Source organism: Flavobacterium psychrotrophum (genome assembly GCF_003403075.1).
Lineage (GTDB): Bacteria > Bacteroidota > Bacteroidia > Flavobacteriales > Flavobacteriaceae > Flavobacterium > Flavobacterium psychrotrophum.
The window spans coordinates 323,720-344,579 of the sequence record NZ_CP031557.1; the positions used below are offsets into that span (position 1 = coordinate 323,720).

General features: G+C 40.4%; 21 protein-coding genes. 5 read left to right on the forward strand and 16 right to left on the reverse strand.

Going from position 1 to position 20,860, the window contains the following annotated elements; all coding sequences use genetic code 11:
* Nucleotides 1–16: 16 nt before the first annotated feature.
* The 3 genes from DYH63_RS01235 (at nt 17) to DYH63_RS01245 (ending at nt 2,693) form a co-directional block, all read left to right on the forward strand.
* Entirely contained in the window at nt 17–886 is an 870-nt protein-coding gene (locus tag DYH63_RS01235; protein ID WP_116787068.1) for a glycosyltransferase family 2 protein, read from the forward strand.
* Nucleotides 886–2,358, forward strand: coding sequence for a lipopolysaccharide biosynthesis protein (locus DYH63_RS01240; protein ID WP_116787069.1), 1,473 nt, complete (start codon nt 886–888; stop codon nt 2,356–2,358). Before DYH63_RS01235 ends, DYH63_RS01240 begins: the two co-directional genes overlap by 1 nt.
* Before the next feature lie 89 nt (nt 2,359–2,447).
* On the forward strand, nt 2,448–2,693 hold the full coding sequence (locus DYH63_RS01245) for a redox-active disulfide protein 2 (protein WP_116787070.1): 246 nt from the start codon (nt 2,448–2,450) through the stop codon (nt 2,691–2,693).
* Between the two features lie 108 nt (nt 2,694–2,801).
* On the opposite strand, the gene DYH63_RS01250 is transcribed toward DYH63_RS01245, so the two are convergent.
* Together DYH63_RS01250 and DYH63_RS01255 are read right to left on the reverse strand one after the other, a co-directional pair.
* Nucleotides 2,802–3,860, reverse strand: coding sequence for a 3-oxoacyl-ACP synthase III family protein (locus DYH63_RS01250; protein ID WP_116787071.1), 1,059 nt, complete (start codon nt 3,858–3,860; stop codon nt 2,802–2,804).
* Nucleotides 3,861–3,988: 128 nt separating this feature from the next.
* Nucleotides 3,989–4,363: a group III truncated hemoglobin gene (locus DYH63_RS01255; RefSeq protein ID WP_116787072.1), complete on the reverse strand. Its 375-nt coding sequence runs from the start codon at nt 4,361–4,363 to the stop codon at nt 3,989–3,991.
* Nucleotides 4,364–4,514: 151 nt separating this feature from the next.
* On the opposite strand from DYH63_RS01255, the gene DYH63_RS01260 reads away from it, so the two are divergent.
* Nucleotides 4,515–5,108: a hypothetical protein gene (locus tag DYH63_RS01260; RefSeq protein ID WP_162926883.1), complete on the forward strand. Its 594-nt coding sequence runs from the start codon at nt 4,515–4,517 to the stop codon at nt 5,106–5,108.
* Between the two features lie 74 nt (nt 5,109–5,182).
* On the opposite strand, the gene gcvP is transcribed toward DYH63_RS01260, so the two are convergent.
* Complete coding sequence (gene gcvP, locus DYH63_RS01265; RefSeq protein ID WP_116787074.1) at nt 5,183–8,032, reverse strand: aminomethyl-transferring glycine dehydrogenase; 2,850 nt, start codon at nt 8,030–8,032, stop codon at nt 5,183–5,185.
* A 133-nt stretch (nt 8,033–8,165) separates the two neighbouring features.
* Here gcvP and DYH63_RS01270 point away from each other — a divergent pair, with 133 nt between their 5' ends.
* Nucleotides 8,166–8,984 (forward strand): hypothetical protein, encoded by an 819-nt coding sequence (locus DYH63_RS01270; RefSeq protein WP_116787075.1) that lies wholly within the window; start codon nt 8,166–8,168, stop codon nt 8,982–8,984.
* Nucleotides 8,985–9,037: 53 nt separating this feature from the next.
* Here the strand turns inward: DYH63_RS01270 and DYH63_RS01275 are convergent, their stop codons facing one another.
* The 13 genes from DYH63_RS01275 to DYH63_RS01335 form a co-directional block, all read right to left on the reverse strand.
* Nucleotides 9,038–11,677, reverse strand: a complete 2,640-nt coding sequence (locus DYH63_RS01275; RefSeq protein WP_116787076.1) for a TonB-dependent receptor — start codon at nt 11,675–11,677, stop codon at nt 9,038–9,040.
* A gap of 247 nt (nt 11,678–11,924) precedes the next feature.
* On the reverse strand, nt 11,925–12,830 hold the full coding sequence (locus tag DYH63_RS01280; RefSeq protein WP_116787077.1) for a TIGR01777 family oxidoreductase: 906 nt from the start codon (nt 12,828–12,830) through the stop codon (nt 11,925–11,927).
* Nucleotides 12,831–12,838: 8 nt separating this feature from the next.
* Complete coding sequence (locus DYH63_RS01285) at nt 12,839–13,675, reverse strand: thiol-disulfide oxidoreductase DCC family protein (RefSeq protein ID WP_116787078.1); 837 nt, start codon at nt 13,673–13,675, stop codon at nt 12,839–12,841.
* A gap of 4 nt (nt 13,676–13,679) precedes the next feature.
* Nucleotides 13,680–14,066, reverse strand: coding sequence for a hypothetical protein (locus DYH63_RS01290; RefSeq protein ID WP_116787079.1), 387 nt, complete (start codon nt 14,064–14,066; stop codon nt 13,680–13,682).
* A 21-nt stretch (nt 14,067–14,087) separates the two neighbouring features.
* Nucleotides 14,088–14,432 (reverse strand): hypothetical protein, encoded by a 345-nt coding sequence (locus DYH63_RS01295; RefSeq protein WP_116787080.1) that lies wholly within the window; start codon nt 14,430–14,432, stop codon nt 14,088–14,090.
* The gene (locus DYH63_RS01300) at nt 14,422–14,742 is read right to left on the reverse strand and encodes a hypothetical protein (protein WP_116787081.1); all 321 of its coding nucleotides are present in this window, start codon (nt 14,740–14,742) and stop codon (nt 14,422–14,424) included. Before DYH63_RS01300 ends, DYH63_RS01295 begins: the two co-directional genes overlap by 11 nt.
* A 54-nt stretch (nt 14,743–14,796) precedes the next feature.
* Nucleotides 14,797–15,303, reverse strand: coding sequence for a GbsR/MarR family transcriptional regulator (locus tag DYH63_RS01305; protein ID WP_116787082.1), 507 nt, complete (start codon nt 15,301–15,303; stop codon nt 14,797–14,799).
* A 133-nt stretch (nt 15,304–15,436) separates the two neighbouring features.
* A complete protein-coding gene (locus tag DYH63_RS01310; RefSeq protein ID WP_116787083.1) occupies nt 15,437–17,470 on the reverse strand; it encodes a M3 family metallopeptidase in 2,034 nt (677 codons plus the stop codon).
* Nucleotides 17,471–17,480: 10 nt separating this feature from the next.
* On the reverse strand, nt 17,481–17,798 hold the full coding sequence (locus DYH63_RS01315; protein ID WP_116787084.1) for a type II toxin-antitoxin system RelE/ParE family toxin: 318 nt from the start codon (nt 17,796–17,798) through the stop codon (nt 17,481–17,483).
* Nucleotides 17,798–18,073: a hypothetical protein gene (locus DYH63_RS01320; protein ID WP_116787085.1), complete on the reverse strand. Its 276-nt coding sequence runs from the start codon at nt 18,071–18,073 to the stop codon at nt 17,798–17,800. Before DYH63_RS01320 ends, DYH63_RS01315 begins: the two co-directional genes overlap by 1 nt.
* Nucleotides 18,074–18,092: 19 nt before the next feature.
* Complete coding sequence (locus DYH63_RS01325; RefSeq protein ID WP_116787086.1) at nt 18,093–18,890, reverse strand: SseB family protein; 798 nt, start codon at nt 18,888–18,890, stop codon at nt 18,093–18,095.
* Nucleotides 18,891–18,973: 83 nt separating this feature from the next.
* Nucleotides 18,974–19,456 (reverse strand): 5-(carboxyamino)imidazole ribonucleotide mutase, encoded by a 483-nt coding sequence (gene purE / locus DYH63_RS01330; protein ID WP_116787087.1) that lies wholly within the window; start codon nt 19,454–19,456, stop codon nt 18,974–18,976.
* 82 nt (nt 19,457–19,538) lie between these two features.
* Nucleotides 19,539–20,693, reverse strand: coding sequence for a 5-(carboxyamino)imidazole ribonucleotide synthase (locus tag DYH63_RS01335; RefSeq protein WP_116790711.1), 1,155 nt, complete (start codon nt 20,691–20,693; stop codon nt 19,539–19,541).
* Nucleotides 20,694–20,860 lie beyond the last annotated feature (167 nt).

Sequence of the window (20,860 nt, forward strand, 5' to 3'; positions counted from 1 at the left end):
ACCGAAAAACGAAACCTTGGATAAGAACGTATTTGTAATCATTGTTACCTATAATGGCGCCCGCTGGATCGATAAAAACATTCAGTCGTTGCTGGCATCGTCTTATCCGGTGCGCATTATCGCGATAGACAACCAGTCTACTGATAACTCAGTAGCGCTGCTAAAGCAGTATCCCGAAGTACAAGTTATAGAAAGTGACAGTAACCTTGGATTTGGCAAAGCCAATAATATAGGGATGAAACTTGCCATAGAGCAAGGGGCTGATTACCTGTTCCTGCTCAACCAGGATGCCTGGGTTTTTAAAGATACTGTAAAAAGCCTTGTCCATAAAATGGAAGCTAATACGCAGCTTGGCTTGCTTAGCCCAATGCACTACGTAGCTAATGAAACAGATCTTGATGTATCTTTTTCAACATATCTAAATCGTAAAAGCGGAGATTTAAATCGAATACCATTAGTGCCGTTTGTAAACGCCGCTGCCTGGATGCTGAGTAGTGATTGTGTGAAGAAGGTGGGATACTTTGAGCCGCTTTTTGGGCATTATGGTGAAGACCGTAATTATTGTGACCGTGTGTTGTACCATAAATTTCTAATAGGTATTGACACTGATGCTAAAATTGTACACGACCGCGTTATTACCCGCAACTTTAATAAAGACACAACCCAGAGCAAGTATAAAATATTAGCTACACTTATAGACCCTAACCGAAGCATTTTTAATGCCTACAAGCAGGGACTTAAAGAAGCACTGGGCCTGCCAAAATACTTTAGCAAGTTTTATAGCAAGGCTGAGGCAAGGAAGATGCTGGGCACATTGCTGAAATATTATGCCAACCATGTATTTAACACCGCACCCATAAAGGTTGCCAGAAAAAACGCCCTGTAATGGAAAAACAAAAAGTAGCCCCAATGAAGCAGGTGGTGTGGTTTGCGCTATTTAATTATCTGGGTACGGGTATAGGTGTTATTTCTACCTTGTTTATTTACCCTAATGATAAAGAGCTACTGGGGATGATGCGCTACATAGACAGCTTGTCGCAACTACTGTTTCCTGTTATGGTGTTAGGGGCAAGCCAGGCACTTATAAAGTTTTATCCGGCGCTGGATGAGCGCCACCAAAAACAGCTTTTTAATTATAGCATTATATCGGTACTTGTTGTAAGCCTTATAACTTTTTTAGGGCTTAGTATTTATGCAAATGTTATTGAAGATGAATATATAAGCCTGGCATATTATGCTTACCCTATAGCAATAGCCCTGGCCTTTGTAGAGCTTTTTAAAAAACAGCTACAGGATTTGCAGCGCATTGCTGTACCTACGCTTTTTGAAAAGGTAATTCCTAAAATAGTGCTCCCCGCGGCCTTTTTGTGGGTTATTTATGGTGTTGCTACCACACAGGATGCTATTTGGCTGTACATTTCAGGCTTTGTTTTTATAATGTTATTTACCGGAGTATACCTGTTTAAATATTATAAGCCGGGATTCAACTACCGTTTTAAAACCTTGTTTGGCGAGATTTCCCGAAAAGATTATTTCCGTTACAGTTTATATGCGCTTGCAGGTAGTTTAGGTTCGCTACTGGCTTTTCGTATCGACGGACTTATTATTCCGAAATATATTTCGATGGAGGCAAACGGTACCTTTAGTATAGGCTCAATGCTGGCTACAACGCTTCAAATTCCAGCTGTGGGGATGTTTGCCCTGTATGCACCTATTATCAGCAATTACCTAAAAGACCACAATTTAAAAGATCTTGATGTAAAATATAAAGAAATAGCCCGCCTGCTTTTCTTTATTGGGGCTGTATTGTATGGCTGTATCTTCTTGGGTATTGAAGATCTTTTCCGCCTGATGCCTGATTATAATAAGTTGAAAGATTCTATAGCCATTGTAGAGATACTGGGTTTTAGTGTGCTGATTAATATGGCTACGGGCTTTAACGGAGAAATTATTACCTATTCTAAATATTATCGCTTTAATCTTATAGCTGTAAGTATCTTAGTGATTTTAACCGTATCGCTTAATCTCTTATTCCTTAATATGGGTTACGGAATAGTAGGTGTTGCGTGGGCATCGTTTATTAGTATGACGCTGTTTAACATCAGCAAGCTGGCCTTTATCTATAAAAAGTTTAAGCTGCTGCCCTTTGATGTTAAGTTCTTTAAAATGGGGGTGATATTCTTGCTGGCGGGAGTTGGCGTGTATCTGCTGCCGAATACTGCAAGCCACCTTTTAAACCTTATGTATAAAACGGGGCTATATGGTTTAATATCCATAATGGTTATATACAAATTAAGGCTAGTCTACCAACTTAACGTTTGGGTAAATAAGGTTTTGGAAAAATTTGATAAACAATAGAGACTTACTTTTGGTAGTAATAAATTTCTTACCCTTTGTAAAAAGGGATACATTTTGCTACTTTAGCGCAAACTAATAAACCTTTTATCATGGCAAATAAATTTGCAGACATGCCCGACGAAAAATTACTGAGATTTGAAAAGACTATAAGCGCTATAGTAATCATGTTTTCTATAGGCATGCTATTATTGCTTGTTGCTGTAGTTTATACAAGCTTTAAAAATGGATTTTCGGCAATGAGTGTAATTCCATTAGGGCTTGCACCCATTGGCTTGCTTAACTTTAATAATCTTAAGGAAATAAAAAAAGAGATAAAGGTTCGGGGATTAAAGTAACATATGCACAAATAAAAAAGACACAAATTTCAATTATCTACACAAAGTTTGTTTTTGTGAAAATAATTGAAATTTGTATCTCAGTTTGCTGTAATACAGTTGTTTTATTTAAATTTTATAGATAAACGCATTAACGTTCATTCCAGCACCTACGCTTGCAAACAATACCACATCGCCTTTATTAAGTGCCTGTTCCGGCAGTAAGCCTTTCATTAGCATATCATAAAGCGTAGGGATTGTTGCTACACTGCTGTTACCCAGTTTGTGAATGCTCATAGGCATAATGCCATCGGGTGGGGTAGTGCCATGCAGTTTATAAAAACGCTGAATGATAGCCTCATCCATCTTTTCGTTTGCCTGGTGTATCAGTATCTTTTTAACATCGCTAAGTGCCACGCCGCTTTTTTCAAGGCACTCTTTCATGGCCTTGGGTACATTACTAAGTGCAAATTCGTAAATCTTTCGCCCATACATTTTAATGTAACGTACATCCGGGTTATGTTCTTTATTGTAAGAATTTCCAAAGAATAAGAAGTAAGCTTCATCATACGTATATGATGCTGTAATATTAGCTAATATGCCTCCTTCTTCCTCTGTAGCTTCAATAATGCTTGCTCCGGCACCATCGCTGTAGATCATGCTGTCGCGGTCGTGCGGATCTGTAACGCGGCTCAGGGTTTCTGCTCCAATAACCAGGCAGCGCTTTGCCATGCCCGATTTAATATATGCCATAGCCTGTATAACGCCTTCTACCCAACCCGGACAGCCAAACAGTATGTCATAAGCTACACAGCGCGGGTTTTTAATACGCAGGCTGTGTTTTACGCGGCTGGCAAGGCTTGGTACTAAATCTGTTTGTATAGTACCGCTTTTTACATTGCCAAAGTTATGCGCAAGTATTATATAATCAAGGGTTTCAGGGTCAATTCCACTGTCTTTAATGGCTTTCTCTGCGGCAAAGTAAGCAATGTCGCTTGTAAGCAGGTTGTCATCTGCATAGCGGCGTTCTTCTATCCCGGTTATTTGCTGAAATTTTTCGGTAACTACTTCATTAGAGTAAGATAACGGTTTCCCTTCCTCATCAAGAAACTGATGGCTTGCAAAATCTATATTTGGGATAATTTTATTAGGAATGTAAGAGCCTGACCCCGTTATTCTGATGTTCATTTTATTTGTGCCTGTTTATTTTGTAATAGCTAATGTAGCGATAAAAATGATGCAACAGCGTTAAAATTGCTATGCTTGCATATAAATTTTGTTGCCTGTAAAAATAGTATTTTTTTTTAAAACCTGGCTTATAGTGTAGTATGTAGTTTTATTTTCATAATTGTGGCAATAGATAACGCACGTGTTTTTGCTTTTTCGGCAGTTTCCCCTTCAAAAAGTGTATCGATTGTTTCATTAAAATGACGCAGCCATACTTCAAAATGCGTGTCTGTAAGTGCTTCCATGGCGTTGAGGTGCACATGTATTTCCATTACATTCTTACGATAGCCGTTGCGCTCCAGTAAGGTTTGTTCCCAAAAATCGGTAAGTGATGGCATATGGCTTTCAAGATGAATTTTTGCCACATCGGTAAATATGTAATTTATTGCAGGATCTGCCAGCAACTTTGTGTAGAAAGCCCATAGCAGTATGCTAAGGTCATTCCTGGTTTGAATGTCTTTCATTTCAAATTAAATTGTAGTACGAAATTCGTGAAATCCGTTTGTACGTTTACTGACTTTTATCAGTAAATGTACAAATAACCCGTGTTAAAATTATTTAATACCTTGTATGCAGTACAAAGCTTTTAGTATCTTCGGTCTACAAACCACCATCATGAAAACAAAAATCTATCTGGGCATTAGCCTTTTGATTGCTCTATTAAGCGCATGTACTACAAATGATGAGAAGAGTGAACAAACTTTACCAATTGCAGGGTACTATAAAGTAAGATCTATGACATCTAATATTGCTGTCGATATTAATGATGACGGCCATGCGTCTAATAATATGCTGGATGAGATGTCAGATTTTTTTGAACTTTCGCACAGGCATTATTATGATTTAGAAATTAAGCATAATCAATATACCCAATCTAAGTCTAAACTCATAGATTTTAAGCTGCCACACATGAATATGTATTTTGAATACCCATCTACACCACAAGGCTTTAATACCTACACAAACAGCGGGCCTCATTATTTATTTGAGTATGATTATAAAAAAAAGGTAATACATCTTAATGTTCCTGAATTTAGTAATCAGTCAGGCGAAGATTTTGGGCGCGCAGATCATGTTGATGTTGTGAATGACGATACTATAAATGCTACGGTTAAAAAGAAATATTATGATTTCAGGACGGCTCAATGGGTTGAGCTTACACTGGATATTAAGTACTATAAGGTAGATTGGCCATATAATATCGACTAATAATCAGTATTTATTCATCACTGTGCTACACAAAAAAAGCTGCCCGAGGGCAGCTTTTCATATATTAGGTCATCTTAATTTTCCATATACGCCTCAATTGGCGCGCATGAACAAATCAGGTTACGGTCGCCGTATGCATCATCTACGCGGCGTACGCCCGGCCAGAATTTATTTTCATGAAGATATTCTAACGGGTAAGCAGCTTTTTCGCGACTGTACGGGAAATCCCATGTATCTGTAGTAAGCATTGCCAGTGTGTGTGGCGAATTCTTAAGGACGTTGTTCTTGTCTTCTGCGCTTACTTCATCAATCTCTTTGCGGATAGCGATCATCGCATCGCAAAAACGGTCAAGCTCTTCAAGGTTTTCACTCTCGGTAGGCTCTACCATTAGTGTGCCCGCTACCGGGAACGATACTGTAGGTGCATGGAAACCATAGTCCATTAAACGCTTGGCTATATCAGTAACCTCAACACCATTCGCCTTAAACGGACGGCATTCTAATATCATTTCGTGCGCTGCACGGCCCATCTCGCCGGTATAAAGCGTATCATAGTGGCCTGCAAGGCGTTCTTTAATGTAGTTAGCATTCAGTATAGCATGCTCTGTAGAACTCTTAAGCCCTTCTTCGCCCAGCATTGTAATGTAGCCGTAAGAAATAAGGCATACAAGCGCAGAACCCCATGGTGCTGCAGATATAGCTGTAATGGCTTTATCGCCACCTGTAGTAATAACAGGGTTTGTAGGCAGGAATGGTACTAAGTGTTTAGCCACACATATAGGGCCTACACCTGGGCCACCACCACCGTGAGGTATGGCGAATGTTTTGTGCAGGTTAAGGTGGCAAACGTCAGCACCAATAGTACCCGGGTTTGTAAGGCCTACCTGAGCGTTCATGTTAGCACCGTCCATATAAACCTGTCCGCCATTTTCATGGATGATGTTTATAACCTCGATGATAGAAGCCTCATATACACCATGTGTAGACGGGTAAGTTACCATAAGGCAGGCAAGGTTATCTTTGTGCAGCTCAGCTTTTGCCCTAAGGTCTTCTACGTCGATATTTCCGTTTTCAGATGTTTTGGTAACCACAACCTCCATGCCGGCCATGTGGGCAGTAGCAGGGTTAGTACCGTGTGCTGAAGCAGGTATAAGTGCAATATTCCTGTGGCTCTGGCCAATAGATTCCTGATAAGCACGTATAACCATAAGGCCTGCATATTCGCCCTGTGCGCCACTGTTTGGCTGAAGGGTAGTACCTGCAAAACCGGTTATTTCGCTTAGCTGGTCTTCCAGTTTCTTAAGCATGGTCTGGTAACCTTCTGCCTGCTCTACAGGGGCAAAAGGGTGAATGCTGTTCCAGTTAGGTAAGCTTAGCGGCAGCATTTCGGCAGCGGCGTTAAGTTTCATGGTACAAGATCCAAGCGATATCATAGAATGATTAAGGGCAAGGTCAAGACGCTCCAGTTTTTTGATGTAGCGCATCAACGCCGTTTCGCTGTGGTATTTGTTAAATACATCATGTGTAAGGAACGTACTGTTACGAACAAGGCTCTCAGGAATATGAACCGTTTCGGTAAGGCCGGTTACAGCCTCGGCAGTTTTGCCGGTAGCTTCTGCAAATACAGCAATAATATCGTTAATGTCTTTAAGCGAAGTAGTTTCGTTAAAGGCTATAGCAATCGTGTTTTCGTCTACATAATAGAAGTTGATCTCTTTAGCTTCGGCAGCAGCCTTAACTTTAACAGCATCTGCCTTAACGGTAATGGTATCAAAGAATGCAGTATTAGTCTGGTACACGCCAAGCTTGTTAAGCGCATCGGCAGTTGTTACGGCACTTGCATGAACTTTATCTGCAATGTACTGTAAGCCTTTAGGACCATGATATACGGCATACATACCTGCCATAACAGCAAGCAGTACCTGTGCAGTACAAATGTTAGAGGTTGCTTTTTCGCGTTTTATGTGCTGCTCACGCGTTTGTAGCGCCATGCGTAGTGCACGGTTGCCGTTCACATCTATAGTAACGCCAATAATACGGCCCGGCATAGAGCGCTTGTACTCTTCTTTAGTAGCAAAGTAAGCTGCGTGTGGCCCTCCGTATCCCATAGGGATACCAAAGCGCTGTGTAGTACCTACTACAACATCTGCACCAAGCTCGCCCGGCGATGTAAGTTTTACAAGGCTTAATATATCGGCAGCAACGGCTGTTTTAATATTGTTTTCTTTCGCCTTAGCAATAAAAGCGGCATAGTCATGTACCTGGCCAAATTTGCCAGGGTACTGTAATATTGCGCCATAAAAACCTTCAGAGAAATCAAATTCCTCGTGGTTACCTATAACAAGCTCTACGCCTATAGGCGTAGAACGTGTTTGTAGTACGCTAAGTGTTTGCGGAAGTATCTCTTCGCTAACGAAGAATTTATTTACGTTGTTTTTCTTTTGGTCGCGTGTACGCACATCAAAAAGAAGTGCCATAGCCTCGGCAGCAGCAGTACCTTCGTCAAGAAGAGAAGCGTTAGCTATCTCCATGCCGGTAAGTTCTATTACTGTAGTCTGGTAGTTAAGCAGTGCCTCAAGGCGGCCTTGTGCTATCTCTGCCTGGTAAGGCGTGTAAGCAGTATACCAGCCCGGGTTTTCAAAAATGTTGCGCTGTATGGGTGCAGGTACAATGGCAGGGTGGTAGCCCAAACCTATAAATGACCTGTATATTTTATTCTTGTTGCCCAGTTGCGTAATATGGTTTAGGTACTCATATTCTGTAAGCGCGGGGTCAAGGTTTAGCGGTGCTTTCAGGCGGATGTCATCCGGCAGGGTTTCATAAACCAGTTGCGCTATATTTTCTACGCCAATGGTTTTAAACATCTGTTGCAGGTCAGCCTCTCTGGGGCCGATGTGCCTTAAAGCAAAAGCATCTGTTTTCATATATTTAGTTGCGTGTTTTTTAAAGGCACAAAATTAGTGATTTATCTTCAAATTAAAATGCAAACTGAATCGCGAATTTGTGAATTTTTCATTCCAGATATGATACCGTTGTGATATTCGCTAAATTTGTGGAATGAAGGCGATAAAACAAATTTTTTACCTGTATATACATGGCAGTGTACACGTAGCTGTAGCCGTTTTGGCATTGGTGTTAATGACTAACCATATGTTTTGGCTGCCCTTTAATTTACCTATGGCAGGCTTTGCTTTTTTCGGGACATTGTTTGGCTACAATTTTATAAAATATGAAGAGCGTTTTCGCAGGCATTTGTCAATAAGTACCTTTCATAAAACTGTGGCAGCAATAAGTATTTTAGCATTGCTGCTGGGCGGATGGTGCTTTTTGCTGCTATCGTTAAAAGCCCAGCTTGCTGCACTTGTTTTGGCAGTATTTGCAGTACTGTATGCTGTGCCTGTTTCGCCCAAGGGTAATTTGCGTAGCCTGGCCGGTATAAAAATTTATATCGTAGCATTATGCTGGGCAGGTGTAACCACCATGATGCCGCTGCTTAATGCCGGACTGGACCTGGGACATGATGCCTGGCTTAAATTTTGTCAGCGCTTCTTACTCGTGATTATCCTCATCCTGATTTTTGAAATCATCGACCTGAGCGTAGACGACCCTGCCCTTAAAACCGTTCCCCAAAAAATAGGTCTGAAAAATACGCGTTTGCTGAACATACTATTATTATCTATTTTTTACTTTCTTGAATTTTTTAAAACAACAGTTGATGTGAGGCAGCTAATTGTTAATGTTGTTTTGATACTTGCTGTAGGGCTGTTTACCATGTTTGCTACACCGCACCGCAATAAATATTATACATTGTTCTGGGTAGAAAGTGTGCCTGTTTTATGGCTTGTGCTTATATACCTGCTTACATCTGGGATATAAAACAAAAAGCTCCGCTATAGCGGAGCTTTGATTTGTTGGGGCAATATATTTTTTTAGAAGTTGTAACGCATGCTAAAGTTCCAGGTACGGCCGTTACCAAAGAATACGTTATTGGTTACGTTTATACCCCTGTAGTTAACAGATGTTGGTGTAACCTGGTTAGCAGTGGTAATTTCTGAAAGATATACTTCGTCAAACACGTTGTTTACGTTTAATCTGAATACTAATGAAGTATTTGAAAAGTTAAGCTTGTATGTAACACCTGCATCTACAAGATCGTAAGAAGGTATTTCTACATTATCTTTTATTACTGCTGATGAGTATAGTTTATCATAAGTTCTCCAGTCAGCATCTACGCTAAGTCCCTTAGTTATTTTATAAGAAGCGCCAAGGCCATATGATGTTTGCGCTGCACCACCTACTTTTCTGCCATCAATTTCGTTTACAGACTGGCCTTTTAAAGAAGTAGTTCCTGTTTTATAAACGTCATCTGCTACAAGGTTCCTGCTTTCGTCATATATTCTTGTAAACACATTATCTTTATATTTCCAGTTTCCGATAGAAGCAAAACCCTTAATGCTAAAATCTGATGTAGGGTGTGCTATAGCCTCAAGTTCTGCACCTGTATGAAACTGGTGTAAGCCTGAGTTTACGGTAAAGAGCTGCTCTTCGTTACCGGTAATGGTATTAACCGCAGTATTTTGGGTTGTAGTTACCCTGTCTTTCCAGCGTGTCATGTAACCATCAAGGTTAATGTCTATTATATCACTCCTAAAGCGGTAACCTGCTTCAAGACCGGTAATCTTTTCGTTTTCTGTAAATGGGTTTACAGCGTTGCCAAAGCTTAGATAGATGTTATCGTGGTAAGGCTGCCTTGAATAAAAGCCTGCATTTGCAAAAATTGTATGCTGTTCTGCCAGGGTATAACTTGCACCGCCTTTTATGTTGTAACCGGTATTGTTTACTTTGTCTGATTTTTCTTCTGCACGTGAATATTGCTGACGATCCCAACGTACGTGGCTCTGGTTAGAAACCGCACCCTGAACAAAAGCAGAAAAATCATCTGTTTTATATTCTGCCTGGCCAAACACACCAAGGTAGCTTATACGCTCGTCATAATCGTAATCAATTTTTTGAGTGTTAGATGGTTTGTTTGTAAAAGCACTCCACGGATTAGCGCTAAACTGTTCTGTAACCGTGTAATCAGGATACTGTACGTTATCGTTTACAAAAAAGCCATTTAAGCCCATAAAGTTTGATACTTCCCTGTAGTGTGTGCCCTTGTATGTTCTAAGATCTACACCTGCGTTGTAGCTAAAGTTATCATTTATTTCATGGTTAAAGTTAGATACTACACCATACCACGCGTGGTTGTTAACCGAGTTGCGAATAAGGTATGAGTTGGCTACATTACCTATACCATCCGTCAAAGCCCTGTTATTGTTGCGAATGGTTGTAAAATCTATATGGCCATCTGCAGTATATTTTTTATTACTTGATGACCCATAGTTACCTGTACCACCACCACGACCCCAGGAAGCATAAGCTACTGTGCTCAGGTTCATTTTATCGCTAATGGTAAAATCCCAGTTAAAGTTAGCTACCGGTTTGTGGTAGTAGTTAACCCTTTCGCTTAAATAGTCGCCATCAAGAAAGCCGTAGTTGTTGTTGTACTTGCGGCCTTGCTCAAGGTATCTTGATATCGCTTTTGTGTAGTTTTGGTCATGTTGTTGTGGCGCGCCAAATACAAGTATGTTAAACATATGCCTTTCGTTTGCCTTGTAACCAAATGATAAAAAGTAATTATAACCTTCGCCATATGTACCACGGTTGTAACCATCACCACTCCATTTTGTGAGCATGGCACTTGCGCCAAAACCGTTTTCCATAAGACCGGTATTGTAGCCTACAGTTGTACGGTTGTAATTGTCATTACCTATCATAGACTGGGCAAAACCGCCCTTACGCAGGTCTGTAGCTTTAGTTACAATGTTTACCGTACCACCTACAGATGATATGGCAAGTTTAGAAGACCCCAGTCCGCGTTGCACCTGTACCTGGTTTGCTACATCGGTCATGCCGCTCCAGTTACTCCAGTACATATTTCCATCTTCCATACCGTTTATAGGCTGTCCGTTTAGCATAAAGGCTGTGTTGGTCTGGTCAAAACCGCGAACAAACATCTTAGAGTCTCCATAACCACCCGCCTGGCTGGCAACATATATACCCGGTGTATTTTTCATAACCTCAGGAAATTCCTGGTTACCCGATTTTTCCTGTATTTCTTTACGGCTGATGTTACTAACGGCTACGGGGGTACGCCTATCCTGGGCAAGGTCAATTACACCTTTACCTACAATTACAACAGCATCAAGCTCTTCAGAATCCTCAGCAAGTGTTACCGGGCCCAGATTTAACGGGGTGCCTGCTACAACCGTAAACGGGAGGGTTTGAGAAGAAAAGCCCATAAAGCTTATGGTTATACTACCCGATGTTACAGATGTGCTGATGGTAAAAGTACCGTCTATGCCCGTTGTTGCAACATCCTGTGTGCCTTTTACCTTTACTGTAGCGCCTGGCAGCGGAAGGTTCTTAACATCATTTACCGTACCGGTAATGGTTTCCTGTGCCATAATTGCTCCTGAGAGAAGCATAAAGGCGGCCATTAGAAAACCCTTTAAAGATTGTTTCATCCTGTTTCTTAATTTTAGTTAGTGGCGCAAAAATTACCTCTTATACCAAAATACAGGTTAAGAAAGGGTTAATACGTTAATTATTGACGTATCATAACGGTTGATAAACCTTTAACTAACATATTTCTTAAATAAAAGTTAAGCCGTTTAATCTTGGATTACATTTTAGTGATGTTTTTAAAATGTTACAATTTTGTGTTTTTAAACTTGTTTTTGTATAATTAAAACAAAAATCAAGGATCAGAACTTATACGAGATTTTTAAATGCTGATTCAATTTTTTCAAATTCAAACTCAAAACCTTGCTCTATCAGCTGGGTTGGAATCACATTACGGCTTTTAAGTACAAGCTCAGTTTCAGTACCAAGTAGGGTTGCTCCCATTTGTAATAACCACTTAGGCTGTGATATGCCAAAGGGTACACCGGCAGCTGTGCGCAATGCTTTCATAAATAAGTCATTTTTTACCGGTGTGGGTGCTACCACGTTTATCACGCCATCAATTTTCCTGTTAATAATAAAATCAACAGCTCTGGCAAAGTCACTTTCGTGCAGCCAGCTTACAAACTGATCGCCACTGCCCTGTTTGCCACCAAGCCCCAGCTTTGCCAGTTTCAATAACATAGGAAATGCTCCTCCATTTTTACCTAAAACAATAGATGTTCTTAAGGCTATTTTTTTTGTACCTGGAGTTTCTGCTGCAAAGAATACCCGTTCCCACATTTTAGCAACATTCATACTAAAGTCATCGCCAATTTCTCCTGTGGCTTCATCCATCTGTTTGTCTTTGCTATGGCGATAAATGGTGGCAGTACTTGAGTTGAGCCAATTTTTGGGCGGGTAATTGCATTGTTGTATTGCCTTACTCAAAATGATCGTACTGTCTACCCGGCTTGAAATAATTTCTTGCTTATTTTTTTCGGTATAGCGACAGTTAACCGATTTTCCTGCGAGGTTTATCAATGTATCGGCACGTTCCAGTTCGCGTTCCCAGCCTGTAAGAGTCCTGGCATCCCAATGCACATACTTTACATTGCCATCTATACGGGCATTGCCACGGGTAAGGATAATAATCTGATCTGCAACATCCTTAAAATGTGCAACAAGCACCTGACCTAAAAAGCCTGTTCCTGCGGCAATAACTAATTTTTTCATGATGGTTATTATTTAATGAGGAAGAAATAAAAGAAAATAAAGAAAAGAATAAGAAACCTGTAACCCAGCCAGCTTATGCAGAGCCTTGCCGAAAGGTGCAGCAATTCAACCCTGCGCAGGTGTTCAAAAAACATGACGGTTGAGGTAATTAAAAACCATAGTGTGTGCGTTTCAGCGGGGATGTTTACTATTGTATTTGCAATTATCCCTAACCCTAATAATAACGATCCAAACAACGACACTGTCATGAGGTTACCAAAGTATTCAAAACGTGTTTCTTTATTTTGATTGCGAATGAACATCCATTGAAACGGTAACTGCCCAAAAGCGAAAATCATCTCCATATAAAAGGGTAAGATAGCTACACCATAATTCATAAGTTGCGCATAACGGTATAGTACCAGGGTGGTTATTACTCCTGCAAATAGTATATAGGTAATGCGGTACTTTAGGTTAAAGTCGGGGATGCATTGTACTTCTGAATTATTTTTTCCTGAAGGAATAATCACTTTACGATTGTACGAAATGAACGAATACAGCTTTTTCAGAAATGAATATACAAATTTTGTTTTTCCTGCTTTTTCAATAATGGGAAATGAATGCCCCAGCACTTTTAGCAGGCTATCTATACCATAGGTTACTGTTTTAGTGTAGTGGTCTATAAGGGCTATTTCATTACGGGCGCGGTCAGGGTCTACAAAAGCATAGGTATCTGTGCTGAGGTCGGTATAAGGCAGACGGCCGTTTTCATCGAGCATACCTGTTTTTACAAAACCAGCCGTATATGCCCTGCATAACGGGCAGTCTTTATCATAAACCAGGGTTTGGTGGTTAAGGGTTTTCATGAGTTCAGGCTTTAAATACAATGCGTTCTTCAGTAGTGTTTTGTCTTGCTTTTCTTTTTCCACGGAAGAAGAAATACAGGTTCAGGAATAACATAATACCCAGATAGATGCTAAAACCTCCTATTTTGTAGCTCAGGGCTTCTACCAAAGACTGGTAAGTATCGTTATATAAATCCATTTGAAGTATCATGAGTGCAAAACCAAGGTTAAGCAGGTAAAAACCGGTTTCAAAAAGCTTATTAGTAGCTGTGGCTATTTCTTCACGGCCTTTAAAGATATCGAGCATAAAAACTTTTGCGTTTTTAAATAAGGTACGGCTAACAATCAGGGTAAGTGCTATCACCAAAGGAAGATAGATAAAGTAACCGGTAAGGATTTTTGTAGTTTCCATGATGTAAATGATTAATTGTTATTAAATGAATTTGTTGATGTATTTGGTAATAATAAAAAGGTTGGTATAATGCAGTATGGCAAGCAATACTATTATAAAGCCTGTTCTGGAGGCGAGTATCTCTATAAATGCGGTCAGGGTAGTAATGCGTTCCCAATGGATTAGCGTAGTGGCAGTATATCCCAGGTTTACCAGGTAATAGCCTGTAAGCAGTATTTTGTTTATGCGGGTGCACAAGTCCTGATGGCCCGGTACCAGAGATAGTACGTATGTATTGCCATTGCGATAGCATATTTGCCCTACCACCACGATAATGTAAATGGTTATAGTAAGAAACAGGCCGTATGCAATGAGGTTAAGATTCATTAGACGTTGTTTTATGTATAATGATGGTAAGAAATATAGCGAGCAGTACAGGCGTAATGTAGAGGTAACAGCCATCAATTTTAAGAAACATGCAAAAGAAGTAACTTATTACACCGGTAAAATAGATGTATAATGCCTTTCGGTTATGACCAATGATCAGGGCGGATAGCGCGATAATTACCTGAAGAAGTCCTGTTAGCATAGTAGAATATGCTGCCCAAAACCATAAGTCATTGTCTATAATACCCAATAACGCAATTAGAAACGGCAAGCCTACTGCAAATACGTTTACATATTTTAGTATTTTCATAATATTGATATTTTTAAACTTTCAGAATTAATTGAAATAACGAAGCAAAATTTTTTATTTCATGATTTTCATTACCAGTCGGCCTATCCAGTTGTCTTTATATTCGGTAACTTTTTCGATCATATTATCTGCTTTTAGCACAAAGTCGTAAAGCTTTGCCGTTTGCTCTTTAAATTGACGGGCTTCGGCACTGGTATCACTAATATTTGCCGACGAAACTTCTTTAAGTACTTTAAGCGTTGGCTTTATTTCGCGACGGCTGCGCTCCTGTGCTACTTTTACAGCAACTTCATCAAGATCTTTTTCGGCTATAAAAAACTCTTTACGTTCCCCCGGTTTCAGGTCTTTATAAATAAGCCCCCAGTCCATAAGAGCCCGCAAATTCATGCTGGCATTACCACGGCTTATATGTAGTTCTTCCATTATGTCTTCCATAGACAACGCTTCGGGTGCAACCATAAGCAAGGCGTGTATTTGTGCCATGGTCTTATTAATACCCCATTGGCTGCCTAGTGCTCCCCAGGTTTGTACAAACTTATTTTTAGCTTCTCTGAATTCCATACACCAAAGATAATTAATTGTTTTTAAACTTTCAGTAATTTTTGAAAGTTTATTTTGTTCGATTTATTCAGAAATCTAAAAACCCCGAAGCTTACACTCCGGGGTTTGTCCATTATCTTACATCTGTTATCTTCTAGTCTCTTAAAAGACCAGCTCTTCTTAACAATGCCTCTGGCTTAGGCTCCTGCCCCCTAAAGCGTTTATACAACGTCATAGGATGTTCTGTTCCGCCTTTGCTAAGCACAAACTCTTTAAACTTAGTAGCTGTTTCTTTATCAAAAATACCTTTCTCCTGAAATAACTCAAAGGCGTCGGCATCTAACACCTCGGCCCATTTGTAGCTATAATATCCGGAAGAATACCCACCCTGAAAAATGTGGCTGAAAGCCGTACTCATAGCATTTTCCTTTACGTCAGGATATAACTGTGTGTCAGAGAATTGTTGTGTTTCAAAATCTTTAAGGCTTGTAATGTGCGATGGGTCTTCGCTATGCCAGCCCATATCCAGCAACCCAAAGCTGAGTTGGCGCATAGTAGCAATACCCTCCTGAAAACTGGCGCTTTCTTTTATTTTGTTGATGTATTCGATAGGAATGATTTCGCCGGTTTCATAATGATGTGCAAACAAAGCCAGGGCTTCCGGCTCGTAGCACCAGTTTTCCATAACCTGGCTAGGCAGTTCTACAAAATCCCAGTATACGCTGGTACCGCTAAGGCTTGGATAAACGGTATCGGCAAGAAGGCCGTGCAGTGCATGCCCAAACTCATGAAATAACGTGGTAACCTCATTAAAGGTTAGCAGGCTTGGTTTGCTTGCTGTAGGCTTGGTAAAGTTGCATACTATACTTACGTGCGGGCGTTCGTTAACTCCATCCAATACATATTGGTTCTTGAACGATGTCATCCACGCGCCATTACGCTTTCCTTTTCTCGGGAAGAAGTCGGCATAAAAAATAGCTACAAGATCGCCCTTTTCGTCCTTTACCTCATAGGTAGTAACGTCTTTATGGTATACATCAATGTCTTTTACCTCTTCAAAGGTTAGCCCATATAATTTACCGGCAATGGTAAAAGCACCGTTAAGCACATTTTCCAGTTTAAAATAGGGCTTCAGTTTTTCATCATCAAGGTTGAAAAGTTTTTGTTTGAGCTTTTCGCTATAATAAGCACCGTCCCATTTTTCAAGCTGTTCAATGCCATCAAGTTCTTTAGCAAATGCTGTAAGCTCATCAAATTCTTTTTCGGCGGCAGGCTTAGCTTTCGCTAAAAGATCATTAAGGAATGACTTTACCTTCTCCGGACTCTCAGCCATGCGCTCTTCTAAAACAAAGTTAGCATGAGAAGCATAGCCCAGCAATGTAGCACGTTCGTGGCGCAGCTTTACTATTTGCAGTACAATTTGCTCATTATTATATTCATTATCCTGAAAACCTTTTGCGCCAAATGCCAGCGCCAGCTTTTTGCGTAGCTCACGGTTGTTGGCATACGTCATAAACGGCAGGTAACTTGGGTGGTCCAACGTAAAAACCCAACCTTCTTTTTCCTGGCTTGTAGCCGTTTCCCTGGCAGCTTCAATGGCTCCTTCCGGTAAACCGGCCAGGTCGGCCTCGTTTGTAATGTGCAGGGTAAAGGCATTGGTTTCGTTCAATACATTTTCTCCAAATTCAAGACTCAGTTTACTCAGTTGTTTGTCTATTTCGCGCAGCTGGTTTTTTTTGTCTTCAGGCAGGTTTGCACCATTACGGCTAAAGCCTTTATATTGCTTGTCAAGTAGCGTAGTTTGCTCAGCAGTAAGTGTCAGGCTGTTTTTTTGGTCGTAAACGGCTTTAACACGCTCAAATAAATCTGCGTTAAGGCGAATGTCATTACCAAATTCAGACAATAGGGGAGAAACTTCCTGCGCTATCTTCTGTATCTCATCATTGGTTTCTGCAGAGTGCAGGTTAAAGAATATACTTGAAATCTTATCCAGCGTATCGCCACTGTAGCTCATGGCTACAATAGTATTTTCAAATGTGGGCGCTTCGGGATTGTTTACAATAGCATCAACCTCGGCGCGTGCTTTCTCGATACCTTCTTTAAAAGCAGGTAAAAAGTCTTCAGTTTTTATGCTGCTAAAAGGCGCAGTATCGTGTTTTGTGGTAAATTTTTGTGTAAGTAAGCTCATAACAATAGGTTTAGATACGTCCGTAATATTTGCGTATCTCTTTAGTTACAGATGTAAAGCTGCTACGGTTATCAAAAACCGTTATCACTTCAATTTCGTTATTATTAATTCGGTATAAAAAAGATGTTTGTTTGGTTACGACGCAAATTCTTAGTTTGTGAAAAATAGCAGATTCTATGCAACTTTCAGGAAAGGAAGAAATTTGCATAATTTTTGAACGTAAAGTTTCGGCGAAATCTTTTTTTACTTTTTCAGACCACTCTTTAGACAGATAATCTGAAACTTCGACTGCTTTTTTATTTGCCAGATCAGAAAAGACAACCTTCATTATGATATACGTTTATAGACTTCTTCCCAAGGAACTTTTTCGCCCCGGTCAAGTTGTTCTATACCATATTGAATTTCCAGTTTTTGATCTTCTGTAAATTCATCGTAAAAGTCTTTTTTCTCTTTAGTAAGGAGATTACGTACTTTTTCAATCAATTTAGAATCCTCTAAATCAAGTATCATCTTTACCAGTTCTATTTTAGAAGCCTGAATATCCATAACAAATCTCTTTTCCCTCAAAGTTACAAAAACTATTCCGTAATCTTTAAAAGACATTTTGGCATTTGCCTACACTTTATGACTTATTATAAATCAATGAGTTTTCTATTCCTTTTATGGTGTTATACCAGCCTTCATCTGTAATGATACACAGGTCTAATAGCTGGTCTATGGCTTCATCCTTAAGTGCGGATTGAACAGAATTAATCGCCGCGGTACGGGAATTCTCAGAAATTATTGATAATTTAAAGCCCAAAACGATACTAAACTCACCATCGCGGGTTTGCCCATACTGGTAAACTTCTTTAATGGTGCTCACCCTTTTGAACTGGTCATTGAGTTTGCGTATAATCTGGCTGTTTAATGGCCTCGACGGTGTGCCCAGCTGTACTTGTGTATCTTTTTCAATAGTAACAGTTTTAATATTCTCCCGGTTACGCTCTAAAACAAAAAAGGTGTCAGTGTCATTGTCTATCACCACCCGGTCAATTTGGTTTTCCTCGCAAAAGGAAATCACGTCTTTTGAAACCATCGCGGTATAATGACTGCCCTGCTTAGCCCAATTTTCTAAAGTGCTTTCGCTTGTAAAGGCCCCTAATACCTTTAAACCGTCTACATTATAAACAGAAGTGAGGTTGAGTGTAGTGCCTTTTTTAAGGGTTTTCCAGTCGCTTCCAAACGTGCCGTCGTTTACCGAAGGCAGGAGCAGGAAAGAGTTGCCTGTTATCAGTTCATCAAGTACCTTCTTATAGTCATCGCTCTGGTTTGTTTTATTGTATATATGTATCAGCTTAATAAGCCTGTTGTTATCCGGCTCGGTTTCGCTGTTTTGTGGTACCTGATCTTTTCCGAAAAGCTTTTGAAAGAATCCCATTTTAATAATTAAGGTTGGATGTGTTTTGGTTCAGAATATTGACTAAAATACAAAAAAAAGCAACCCGAAGGCTGCTTTCAATTTTATTGTTTCAGGCTTTCCGATGCTTTATTTACGGCATCTTTAAGGCTTAGCTTATAGGCTATAATTTTTGCCTGTACCAGCTTATCATGGCTGCCTAGTATTTGTGCCGCAAGTATACCGGCGTTCTTGGCGCCGTTTAGCGCTACGGTTGCTACAGGTACGCCGCCAGGCATTTGCAGGATAGAAAGCACACTATCCCATCCGTCTATGCTGTTGCTGGATTTTACCGGTACACCTATTACCGGTAGCGGACTCATACTGGCTACCATGCCCGGTAGGTGTGCCGCACCGCCTGCACCCGCAATAATTACGTTTATACCGCGTGTATGGGCTGTAGTGCTGTATTCAAAAAGTTTTTCGGGCGTGCGGTGTGCCGATACGATATCAACTTCCGTTTCGATGTTAAACTCTTTTAATATGTCTATGGCATCCTGCATTACCGGCATGTCCGATATGCTGCCCATGATGATTCCTATTTTCATGTTTATTAGTTGTTGGTAGATGGTTGTCTGTTGTCAGGAGCTTCACTCCGTTGCCATCTTCCTAATTTAAAATTCAAAATAACTACTCGCTAATTACCCTAATGGTATTCTTTACTTCTTCGGCTACTTTTCGGGCTTTAGCTATATCTTCATTTACTATGGTTACGTGACCCATCTTGCGGAATGGGCGTGTTTGTTTTTTGCCGTAAATGTGTGGGCTAACACCGTCCTGGCCCAGTATCTTTTCTATGTTTTCATATACTACGTTGCCACTATAACCTTCGGCACCTACAAGGTTTACCATAATGCCGGCTACCTTACTGTCGGTATTGCCTAGCGGAAGGTCTAATATAGCGCGTAGGTGTTGTTCAAACTGGCTGGTGTAGCTGGCTTCTATAGAGTAGTGTCCGCTGTTGTGCGGCCTTGGGGCAACTTCATTTACCAGAATTTCGTCATCTTCCGTCTGGAACATTTCTACAGCAAGTAAGCCCACGTGGTTAAAGGCCTGCGATACATTTAGCGCTATCGCACGGGCTTTATCGGCCACAGCATCATCTATACGCGCCGGGCAAATAACATACTCTACCTGGTTAGCTTCCGGGTGAAATTCCATTTCTACTACAGGGTAGGTTTTTATCTCGCCAGATGGTGTACGCGTTACAATAACGGCAAGTTCATTTTTAAACGGTATCATTACTTCGGCAATGCACTGCACATCGGCCAGGCCGTTAAAACTTTCGGCACTGCGAATTACCTTTACACCATTGCCGTCGTAGCCACCTTCGGTGCTTTTCCATACAAATGGGTAGGTAAGTTCTTCCTGCTCTACAGCCAGTTTCAGGTCGGTTAGCGACTCAAAACGTTTGTAAGGCGCTGTAGGAATATTATTGGTGGTGTAAAAATCTTTTTGTGTGCCTTTGTTTTGTATCTGTTTCAGCGTTTTTGGCGAGGGGTAAACCTTTATGCCTTCAGCTTCAAGTTTTTCTAAGGCTTCAATGTTTACAAGCTCTATTTCAAAGGTAAGTACGTCTACCTGTTTGCCAAAGTTGTAAACGGTATCAAAATCCATAAGGCTGCCCTGAACAAAAACGTTGCTGCCCACTTTGCAGGGCGCTTCATCGCTGGGGTCGAGCACATAAGTTTGTATGTCAAATTTGCGGGTTTCGGTCAGTAGCATTTTGCCCAGCTGCCCGCCGCCTAAAATTCCAAGTTTAAAATCGGAAGAAAAGTAGTTCATTATAGCCGTGTTGTTTGGCATCAAAGATACTTATTATGGCAGGAATTCGCAATCGTAAATTCTTGTAGTATTTTTCACTTAAATTTAGCATTTGGGTATGCATTTATATTCGTATTTTAGAGGTTCAATAAACATTCAGAGCCTTTTATAATATAAAATCCCCATTT